Raw genomic sequence first — 9933 nt, forward strand, 5'->3', positions numbered from 1 at the left:
GCCTGCAGCAGGACGACGGCAAGTAGGGTATTGGCATTTTGCCGGTCCTGCGCAACCCATCCGAACGAGCCCCCCCCGAAAGCCCCGTTGCTTTCGAGGGCTCTCGTTTGCCCAGATAAAACCTACCAAAATGAAGCTGTCGCTTTTTGGTAGGGAGGGTGTATCGTTTTATCAATATGAGGTAACATGAAACTAGACGTTATATACGTATTAGAAATTTAGCTATTTTGATAAGAGTGATCAGATATGCCTGCGCCCAAAAATGCACCGCTTTACCAGCAGATTTATGACGAAATCAAGGATGCGATCGAGAAAGGTGTTTATGCACCCAAGGAGCGTATTCCGTCCGAGCTTGAACTAGCCGAGCAGTACGAGGTGAGCCGTATTACGGTGCGCCGCGCTGTCGAGGAGCTGTGCTCCGACGGCTACCTGGTTAAGCAGCAGGGCCGTGGCACCTTTGTCTCCACGCCGCACATCAATCGCCAGTTTCACGCCTCGACGCTGCAGACGTTTACCGCGCTGTGTGCCGGCAACGGCATGAAGGCCGGTGCGCACGTGATCGATCGCCAGATCGTTCCGGCGCGCCAAAACGAGATGGAGTTCTTTGGCCTGCAGAAGGATGCGCTGCTGCTGCATATCAAGCGCGTGCGTACGGCCGACGGCGAGCCCATCTTTGAGGAGAACATCTTTGTGCCGTTTGATGCCTACCGTGAGCTGTTGACGGCCGATCTTGAGGACAAGTCGATTTTTGCCGAGGTCGAGCGTGTTGGCGGAACGCCGATTGTTTCGGTTGGCTACCGCACGGTCGAGGCCGTTCGTGCCAATACCGAGCAGGCGGCCGAGCTGGGCATTGCTCCGCACGATCCGCTGCTCAACCTGCGTGCCGGCTTCACGGGCCCCAATGGCGAGCCGGTCCTGATGGGTAAGCAGTACTACGTGGGATCGCGCTACGTTATGGTCATGTAGCTCTAGTTGCGCCTTTGGTTACGGCGTTTTACCAAACGCCGTAACGGCTCGACGCTGCAAACGCCCCTAAGCGGCAATCTGACGTTCAATCGTCGGTCGCGTACCGAAGTACGCTTCCCTCCTCTTTCACGTCACCTTGCTCGCTTAGGGGCGTTTTCGCTGACTTATGCTCAACCAGCGACGTTTCCGTGCTTGTCAAGAGATAAAACATCGACGTTGCCGGGCCGGCACTGGGGACACTCCTTAGCCGTTGGGAACGTTCTTAAACGACTGGTCATTCAGGTGTGTCCCCAATGACTACCCGTAGAATGAGCGTGGATAATCTCCCGTTTTTGGCTCAACGGCGTGCTCAAAGTGGGAGATTATCCACGCTCATCCGGAAAGTGTCCAAAAATCCGCGCTCGTTCCCTTCGGATTGCATCGCCCGTGGCCGGCAGCGGCGCGGCACCGGTCCGCGTGGCGGCGTATAATCGGCGGCAGATGACTTGGACGTTAGGAAACCATGACCGATAACATGCAGCAGATGGCGCTCGACACGCTCGGCGCCTATTTTGGCTACACCTCGTTTCGCCCGGGACAGGACCGCATGGTCGATGCGATCCTTGCCGGTCGCGATGCGCTGGGTGTTATGCCCACGGGCGCCGGCAAGTCCATTTGCTACCAGGTGCCCGCGCTCATGCTGCCCGGCATCACCTTTGTGGTGAGTCCGCTGCTGTCGCTTATGGAGGACCAGACCCGTGCGTTGCTTGCGGCGGGCGCGCGGCCCAGCTATCTCAACTCCAGTCTTACTCCGGCCCAGCAAAACACTGTGCTCAAGCGGGCGCGCGAGGGCCGCTACCAGCTTATGTACGTGGCGCCCGAGCGCTTGCTCGAGCCGCGCTTTTTAGCCTTTGCGCAGGAGGCCGCGAGTTCTGCCGGCATTGGCGTGCCGCTCGTGGCCATTGACGAGGCCCACTGCGTGAGTCAATGGGGCCAGGATTTCCGCCCCGCCTACCTGCAGATTCGCGAGTTCATCGATTCCCTGCCGCAGCGCCCCATCGTGGCGGCCTTTACCGCCACGGCGACCGAGCGCGTGCGTGCGGACATTCAGCAGATGCTCGGCCTGCAAAACCCCGCGACGGTGGTGACGGGCTTCGATCGCAAGAACCTCTACTTTGGCTGCGAGGAGATGGGCGACAAGGCCAAGGCCGCGTGGGTGCGCGACTATGTGATTGCGCATTCGAGCGAGAGCGGCATCGTGTATTGCTCGACCCGCAAGACGGTCGATGCGCTGGCAGGTGAGCTTGCCGAGGCGCTGGGCCCCAGCGGCATTCGCGTTGGCCGCTACCATGCCGGCATGGGCAACGACGCCCGTCGTCAAAGCCAGCGCGCCTTTATCGACGACGATACCCAGGTGATGGTTGCCACCAACGCCTTTGGCATGGGTATCGACAAGCCTAACGTGCGCTACGTGATCCATAACAACGTGCCCGAGAGCATCGAGGCCTACTACCAGGAGGCGGGCCGCGCCGGTCGCGATGGCGACCCGGCCAGCTGCCATTTGCTGTGGAACGGCAACGATTTTCGCATGCGCCGCTTTTTGATCGATCGCGGCGACGCTGCCGACGAGGCGCTTGACGATGAGCAGCGCGCGTTGGCACTCCAGAATCGATATCGCCTGCTCAGCCAGATGGAGGGCTACTGTAATACCACCGGCTGTCTGCGCGAATACATGCTGCGCTACTTTGGCGACGAGGCCGCGGCCGAGCATGCTGCTGCGGCTGGTGCGGGCGCCACCGCCACGGATGACGCCGAGGGCTGCGGCAACTGCAGCAATTGCCTCACGCAGTTCGAGGTCGAGGACGTCACCGACATGGCCCGCGCCGCCGTGCGCTATGTGGCCACGCGCCCCATGCGCTTTGGCAAGTCGCTGATCGCCGACGTGCTCCACGGCGGCAACACCGAGCGCATTCGCCAGATGAACCTGGATCAGGACAGTGGCTATGGTGAGCTGTCGAGCGAATCGGTCGGACGCATTAAGGACATCATCGGGCAGCTGTGCGGGCGCGGCTATTTGGCTACCTCGCAGGGGCAGTACCCGGTCGTGGGACTGGGCCCGCGCGCCGGCGAGGTCGAGGACGAGGTGTTTGCCTTTACCGTTAAGCGTCGTGCGTCCAAGCGCAAGGCCTCGGCCCGCGCCCGCCGCGCCGTCGATCTGCTGCGCGAGGAGGCCGAGCTGGATCAGCGCCCGCGTGTTGGCGACGATGCCGAGCTGTTCGAGCGCCTGCGTGCCCTCCGCAAGGAGATCTCGACGGAGCTGGAGATGGCGCCGTACATGGTCTTTTCCGACAAGGCCCTGCGCGGCCTGTGCCGCCTACGCCCACAGACGCGCGACGAGCTTATCCAGGTCAACGGCATCGGCGAGAAAAAGGCCGACGCCTTTGGCGAGCAGTTTATGGCGGCGATTGAAGAGTTTGAGTCCGAGCATGCGCGGAATGGAGCATAACGATGGCATTCGACGATAAAACCGACCGCTCTGGCGCATCCGCCGTGCCGCTGTATCAGCAGGTTATGGACGACCTGAAAGGCGAGATCGCACGCGGCGTGTACGCGGCCGGCTCGCGCATTCCTTCCGAGATGGAGCTCGCGAAGTCCTACGGCGTGGGGCGCATCACCGTGCGCCGTGCCATCGAGGAGCTGTCGCGCGCGGGGTATCTCAACCGCCAGCAGGGGAGGGGCACGTTTGTGTGCGCCCCCAAGCTCAAGCGCAAGATTCGCCAGAAGGGTGACGTCCAGAGCTTTACTGAGGGTTGTGCTGCCAACGACATGGTGCCGGGTGCGCGTCTGGTGTCGCGCACGGTGGTCGCGGCGACGCACGAGGATGCGGCGTTCTTTGGCGTGGAGCCCGGCTGCGAGCTTATCGTGGTCGAGCGCGTGCGCACGGCCGACGGCATCCCCGTCATGCTCGAGAACAACGCCTTTGTGCTCGCCGACCATCCCTACCTGCAGACGCTGGCCGACGAGGACCTCACCGATAACTCAATCTTTGCGCTCGTTGCCGAGCATTCGGGTCGCGCGCCGCTCAAGTCCGACCCCTGCACCGTGGAGATTGCGCTTGCCGATACTCAGACGGCCCCGCTGCTGGAGGTGCCGGTCGGCGAGCCGCTCTTCTATATGGAGGCCTACTTTACCGATGAGGACGAGCGGCCCCTGCTGCTCGGTCGTCAAAAGATCGTGGGCTCGCGCTACGTGTTCGACATCTAACGTTCACGAATAGAACAACATGGAACAAATTTACCGCAATGGCTTCCACCGTGGCTGCATGCGTGGTATATATAGAACAACATAGAACGACAGCAGGTACGAGCAGCCGTCGCCAAAAGCCGCCACACAAGGAGGGGCATCAGCATGAACGCACATGATCTGATTCAGGAAATTATCGAGCGCAAGGGCAAGATCGAGAACGTCTTTTGGATCGCTTGCGGCGGTTCGATGATCGATCTCATGCCGGCCAACGAGCTGCTCAAGCGTGAGGCCACCACGTTTACCTCGACGGTCTACACGGCACGCGAGTTTTGCCTGATGGCTCCCAAGAGTCTTGGCGAGAAGTCGCTCGTCATCGCCTGCAGCCACAGCGGCAACACGCAGGAGGTCGTCGACGGCTGCGAGATGGCGCTGGCCGCCGGTGCCGAGGTCATTGCCCTTACCGACTGCGAGGGCTCAAAGATCGACAACGGCAAGTGGACTACCTGGGTCTATCCGTGGGGTGAGGGCGTGTCGCAGGCCGAGGTGCCGCAGGGCATTGGCGCTCTGATCGCCGCCGAGTTGCTCGACCAGCAGGAAGGCTACGAGTCACTCGCCGACATGTATGAGGGCCTCAAGCAGATGGATGCGCTGCTGCCCGCCGCCCGTGAGAAGGTCAACGCCGAGCTGGGCGCCCGCTTTGCCGAGCTCTGCCAGCAGCACAAGTTCTTCTATATCCTGGGCTCCGGTCCCAACTTTAGCCAGACCTATGCCATGGCGATCTGCTCGCTCATGGAGATGCAGTGGCAGCACTGCTGCTACATCCACTCCGGCGAGTACTTCCACGGCCCGTTCGAAGCCACCGAGCCCGGCGTGTTCTACTTTGTGCAGCTCGGATCGGGCGAGTGCCGCCCCATGGAGGAGCGCGCGCTGGCGTTCCTCAACACGCACACCGATACAGTCATGGTGCTCGATGCGCTCGAGTACGGCGTGGGCGAAGTGCCTGCCAGCGTGCGTTCGTTCCTGGAGCCGATCTTCTTCTACAACATGAGCTGCGAGCTGCGCGCCGCCCGCGGCAAGGTGTTCGACCACAGCCCCGAGATTCGTCGCTACATGGGCATCGAGCAGTACTAGGTAACGGGAAAAGCATTCACCTTCGATTCGCGAGCGTGTCGCATGAGCCAAAAAGCGGGCCGTGCCGGGGATTTCCGGCGCGGCCCGCTTTGCATAGCGTCCGTATGAGCGAGGTGTCGCGTCAAGCGGCGGCCTACTTCGCGTCGTAGGCCTCGGCGTCCCACCAGTCGAGCTGGGCGATGTTGTCGCGGATGTGCTGGCAGCTCTTGTGGAAGCCCTCGAGCTCGTGCTCGGACAGGTCGAGCGTGTAGACCTCCTCGACGCCCTCGGCACCGATCACACACGGCAGGGAGGTAAAGATGCCCTCCTCGCCATACTGGCCGGTCATGAGCGTGGAGGCCGAAAGCACGGCGTGCTCGTTGTGCAGCACGGCAGCGCAGACGCGCGCGGCGGAGTTGGCGACGGCGTACTCGGTGCACTGCTTGCCCTGGTAGGTTACGTAGCCGCCCTTGCGTGCGAGCTCCTCGACCTCCATGTGGTCGAAGGCGTACTTGTCGGGGTTCTCGGCCTGAAGCTCGTTAAGGCTCTTGCCGGCGATGGTTGCGGCCTTAAAGGCGGCCAGCTGGCTAAAGCCGTGCTCGCCGATCATGTAGGCGTCGATGGACTTGGGACTCACGCCGACCTTCTTGGAGATCTCGGTGCGCAGGCGGGCGGAGTCCAGGCCGCAGCCCGAGCCGATGATCTTCTTGGGATCGTAGCCGGTCAGGTGCCACAGCTCGGTACACACGACGTCGCAGGGGTTGGAGATGCTCACGAAGATGCCGTCAAAGCCGGCGTCGACGATGCGCTTGGCAAAGGTGCGGGCGGCGTCGGTGGTAAAGAACAGCTCGCCGTCGCGGTTGCCGGCGGCCAGCGCGACCTTGCCGGCGGCGTTGACGATGACGTCGCAGCAGGCAAGCTCCTCGTAGTGGTCGTAGCAGTTGACGATCTTGGTGTTGTACGGGACAAACGAAAGGGAGTCGCGCAGGTCCTGGACCTCGGACGTCACCTTGGCCTCGTTGATATCGCACAGGTACAGCTCATCGGCAATGCCCTGCATGAGCAGACTGTTGGCAACATGCGCTCCTACGTGGCCCTGGCCGACCACACCGATCTTACGCGTTTGGTACATATATGTATCCTTTCGGCCGAGTTTTTCGCGTCGAACCATTGTAGCGTCCTGCTGCCACTTTGCTAGGCTAAAGCGCCGTAGATTTTTGGGCATGCCTTAATCTCTACTTTTGGAGTGATTTGGGCCGCTGACGGCATCGCCGGGCGATGTACTCGCGCGGATGGGGCCGGTCGTTGTACCATAACTGCAACTGACTCGTAAGGAGCATTCATGCCCATTCGCATCCCCGACGCCCTCCCTGCCGCCGCGCAGCTCGAGAGCGAGAACATCTTTGTCATGACCGAGTACCGCGCGCTGCACCAGGACATCCGTCCGCTGCGCGTGCTCATCCTCAACCTCATGCCCACCAAGATCGCCACCGAGACGCAGATCATGCGCAAACTCTCCAACACGCCGCTGCAGGTGGAAGTGGACCTGCTGCGCACCAAGACGCACGAGGCCACGCACGTGAGCGCCGGCCACCTGGAGACGTTCTACCGCACGTTCGACGACATCCGCGACATCCACTACGACGGCCTGATCATCACGGGCGCGCCGGTGGAACAGATGCCGTTCGAGGAGGTCGACTACTGGCCCGAGCTCTGCCAGATCATGGACTGGTCCACCACGCACGTGCACTCTACGCTGCACATTTGCTGGGGCGCGCAGGCTGGCCTGTACCATCATTACGGTATCCAGAAGTACGACCTGCCGGCCAAGGCGAGCGGCGTGTTCGAGCATTATCTGGTGAAGCCGCAAAGCCCGCTGGTCCGCGGCTTCGACGACCGCTTCTATGCCGTGCATTCGCGCAACACCGATGTGCGCCGCGAGGACGTAGAGGCCGAGCCGCAGCTTGAGGTCGTGGCCGTGTCCGACGAGGTGGGCCTGTACATCGTCAAGTCGACCGACAGCCGCCGCTTCTTTGTCTTTGGGCACCCCGAGTACGATACCGACACGTTGCGCCTGGAGTACGAGCGCGACGTGAGGCGCGGGCTCAACCCTCAGGTGCCGGCGCATTACTTCCCGGGCGACGACCCCACCGCCGAGCCGCGCAACGTCTGGCGCAGCCAGGCTCAGCTGTTCTACACCAACTGGCTCAACTACTACGTCTACCAGACCACGCCCTACGACCTGGCCCGCGCCGGCGAGGAGCACTAGGCTGTAGCTGTGGTTGCTGCTGCGGCCGTTGCTGTGCTCGCTGCGTGACGAACGTGGATTTTCGGACACACGAGCGTGGATTTTCGGACGTTTACAAATCGAGCGTGGATAATCTCCCGCTTTTGGCCGAGGAAGGGGCCAAAAACGGGAGATTTTCCACGCTCGATTTTTCTGTAGCTGTCATGCCGGCGGCCTCATTACACGTCGAGTGCATACGGGCCACGTTGCAAACAAGGTAGTTTTGAGCCACAGCATATTTTCTTTAAAAGAAATCGACGGCTTTAGAGGCGCCAAATTGTGGAGACAGGGACCTCTCGACAACTACCCTACCTGCAGATATAAGCCATCAGCCTAAAACGTCCAAAACCGTCAAGTATTTGGTCAGCGCCCGGACAGCATTTGGTCAGACTTCGCATGAAACCGTCTGGTACGTTTGCGCCGTTCCAAGAGTTGGGAGGCGACATGGGAAACATGACGGCGAATCAAAGACTTACAAGCCACATTAAAGCGTGCGAACAGCAGATGAGCTGCGTGTACGCACGCACGGCGGCGGAGGCAAAGCAGATTGAGCGGCGTGTGGCGGCGGGAAGTCTAGAGGCGGTCATGCCGGGGCTGTATGCGCGTCCGGATTATTGGTCCGAGCTCAAGTTTCGGCAACGTTATCTGCATCGGGTGCGGGCCCTTGCGCAAAAGCATCCCGACTGGACGTTTTGCTCCTATACGGCGGCTGTTATCTATGGCCTTTCGGTTTCGCATGCCAATTTGACGCACATCCATATCGCCGCGGCGCCGGCGCAATCGACGACGCCGGGCTCTCGGGTGATTCGCCATCGTTATGCTCGTCAAACGCGGGCAATCCAGATGGATATTGCCGTGACCGATATCGACCAAACGATTACGGATTGCCTGGTCGATGCATCGTTTGTCGAGGGACTGATCATTGCGGACTCGGCGCTTCATGAGCAGCTGTTGTCGAAGGAGCATCTCGTTGAGGCAATCAACAAGCTTGGCTTAAATCGTCGCGGTGTTGTGACGGCGCGAAGTGTTGCGCGGTGTGCCGATGGCCTATCGGAAAGCGGTGGCGAGTCCAAGGCGCGTGCTCTGATGATTGAGCGCGGCTGGCAGACGCCGGAGCTGCAAGTTGAGCTGTTCGACCCGGTTGAGCCGGGGCGGCCGTATCGAGTTGACTACTTGTGGCGTGTGGGCGACCGGCTGATTATCGGGGAGTTCGACGGATTCGTTAAAAGCGAGAAGGCGGCGGAGGAGGGCAAGCTCGCGAAGGCGCAGTTTGATGAGCGCCAGCGCGAGTCGAGGCTTTCGCTGCTTGATAACTGCAAGATCGTGCGCTTGTGCTGGGATGATCTAAGGGATCCGACAAAGCTCGATCGCAAGCTCAAGGTCGCCGGCGTGCCGCGTGCGTGCTGAGGCAGTTGCAGGGCGTTTGGCTGCACAAGCGTGGAAAATCGGACGGACGAGCGTGGAAATCTGGACGCTTGTTGAATGAGCGTGGATAATCTCCCACTTTTGGCTCGTAAGGGGGCCCAAAGTGGGAGATTTTCCACGCTCATCTTGCGGGTGCGAAACAGCGGCGATCAGGCGCTGATGATGTGGGGTAGCGGCAGGTCGTGGGTATCGGTGGGAACGCCGTCGACGCGTTGCTCGTCAAAGGCAATGCCGATGATTTGACATGCGGGTGAGAGCATGGGCAGGTAGCGGTCATAGCAGCCGCCGCCGTAGCCCAAGCGCGCACCGGTGCGGTCGAAGGCTACGAGCGGCACGACGATCATGTCGAGAGCTTCGGCAGGCACGATAGGGAAGCGGCTACTGTCGATGTCCGTGGCCGTGAAGGCTCGCGTGGGGTGGCCGATAAACGGAGCCGAGGACGCATCGGCAGCAGCAACTGCCCGCATGCACATGCGCTGGTCACAAGCCATGGCGTCTGTTGCCGAGAGCATGCACGGATAGGTCACGCGCCAGCTGCGTTTGGCGGCCGCTGCGGCAAACGCGGCAGGATCGACTTCGGAACCCATCGCGGCATAGACGGCAACGGTGTGCGGGGCTGCGGGATCCGAGCGGCCCAGTAGCTCAACGAGCCGCACGCAGATATCAGCGGACTTTGCCGCCCGCACATCCAAATCAAGAGCATCGCGCCGGGCAATCACCGCCTGCCGCAATCCAGCCTTGTCCATCCCAACCTCCTCTAGCAAACCTGCCAAAAAGGGACAGGTTTATTTTGGCAGGTTTTATCTGGGCAAACACCCAAACCATCACACAAACCATCGCAAGGGGGGTGTTCCTATAGTTTTGTCAACTGGGAAATGCTGCCCGCGCGACTGAATCGCGGCATGCTGACGCCAGGCCAT

Annotated in this window: 8 protein-coding genes; 6 read left to right on the forward strand and 2 right to left on the reverse strand. The window is 61.1% G+C overall.

Annotated elements, in window-relative coordinates:
• Nucleotides 1-246: 246 nt before the first annotated feature.
• From ABHT90_RS09780 to ABHT90_RS09795, 4 genes are all read left to right on the forward strand, one after another.
• Nucleotides 247-966, forward strand: a complete 720-nt coding sequence (locus tag ABHT90_RS09780; protein ID WP_022095156.1) for a GntR family transcriptional regulator — start codon at nt 247-249, stop codon at nt 964-966.
• Nucleotides 967-1468: 502 nt separating this feature from the next.
• The gene (locus ABHT90_RS09785) at nt 1469-3451 is read left to right on the forward strand and encodes a RecQ family ATP-dependent DNA helicase (RefSeq protein WP_346982377.1); all 1983 of its coding nucleotides are present in this window, start codon (nt 1469-1471) and stop codon (nt 3449-3451) included.
• Between the two features lie 2 nt (nt 3452-3453).
• Nucleotides 3454-4209, forward strand: coding sequence for a GntR family transcriptional regulator (locus ABHT90_RS09790; protein WP_346982378.1), 756 nt, complete (start codon nt 3454-3456; stop codon nt 4207-4209).
• Nucleotides 4210-4353: 144 nt separating this feature from the next.
• A complete protein-coding gene (locus ABHT90_RS09795; protein ID WP_022094976.1) occupies nt 4354-5322 on the forward strand; it encodes an SIS domain-containing protein in 969 nt (322 codons plus the stop codon).
• Nucleotides 5323-5455: 133 nt separating this feature from the next.
• On the opposite strand, the gene ABHT90_RS09800 is transcribed toward ABHT90_RS09795, so the two are convergent.
• Complete coding sequence (locus ABHT90_RS09800; protein WP_117563734.1) at nt 5456-6433, reverse strand: L-lactate dehydrogenase; 978 nt, start codon at nt 6431-6433, stop codon at nt 5456-5458.
• Nucleotides 6434-6643: 210 nt separating this feature from the next.
• Between ABHT90_RS09800 and metA the strand changes: the two genes are divergently transcribed.
• Both metA and ABHT90_RS09810 read left to right on the forward strand, forming a co-directional pair.
• Entirely contained in the window at nt 6644-7570 is a 927-nt protein-coding gene (gene metA / locus ABHT90_RS09805; RefSeq protein WP_346982379.1) for a homoserine O-acetyltransferase MetA, read from the forward strand.
• A gap of 462 nt (nt 7571-8032) precedes the next feature.
• Entirely contained in the window at nt 8033-8995 is a 963-nt protein-coding gene (locus ABHT90_RS09810; RefSeq protein ID WP_346982380.1) for a hypothetical protein, read from the forward strand.
• A 167-nt stretch (nt 8996-9162) separates the two neighbouring features.
• Here the strand turns inward: ABHT90_RS09810 and ABHT90_RS09815 are convergent, their stop codons facing one another.
• Nucleotides 9163-9759: a 5-formyltetrahydrofolate cyclo-ligase gene (locus ABHT90_RS09815; RefSeq protein ID WP_346982381.1), complete on the reverse strand. Its 597-nt coding sequence runs from the start codon at nt 9757-9759 to the stop codon at nt 9163-9165.
• Between the last annotated feature and the right edge of the window lie 174 nt (nt 9760-9933).

Source organism: Collinsella aerofaciens, from assembly GCF_039758815.1.
GTDB classification, from domain to species: domain Bacteria; phylum Actinomycetota; class Coriobacteriia; order Coriobacteriales; family Coriobacteriaceae; genus Collinsella; species Collinsella aerofaciens_BP.

Excerpts from the sequence above, each read along its gene's own strand:
- ABHT90_RS09790 (WP_346982378.1), top strand. The coding sequence starts at position 3,454 with ATGGCATTCGACGATAAAACCGACCGCTCTGGCGCATCCGCCGTGCCG.
- ABHT90_RS09780 (WP_022095156.1), top strand. The coding sequence starts at position 247 with ATGCCTGCGCCCAAAAATGCACCGCTTTACCAGCAGATTTATGACGAA.
- ABHT90_RS09815 (WP_346982381.1), bottom strand. The coding sequence starts at position 9,759 with ATGGACAAGGCTGGATTGCGGCAGGCGGTGATTGCCCGGCGCGATGCT.
- metA (WP_346982379.1), top strand. The coding sequence starts at position 6,644 with ATGCCCATTCGCATCCCCGACGCCCTCCCTGCCGCCGCGCAGCTCGAG.
- ABHT90_RS09800 (WP_117563734.1), bottom strand. The coding sequence starts at position 6,433 with ATGTACCAAACGCGTAAGATCGGTGTGGTCGGCCAGGGCCACGTAGGA.
- ABHT90_RS09810 (WP_346982380.1), top strand. The coding sequence starts at position 8,033 with ATGGGAAACATGACGGCGAATCAAAGACTTACAAGCCACATTAAAGCG.
- ABHT90_RS09785 (WP_346982377.1), top strand. The coding sequence starts at position 1,469 with ATGACCGATAACATGCAGCAGATGGCGCTCGACACGCTCGGCGCCTAT.
- ABHT90_RS09795 (WP_022094976.1), top strand. The coding sequence starts at position 4,354 with ATGAACGCACATGATCTGATTCAGGAAATTATCGAGCGCAAGGGCAAG.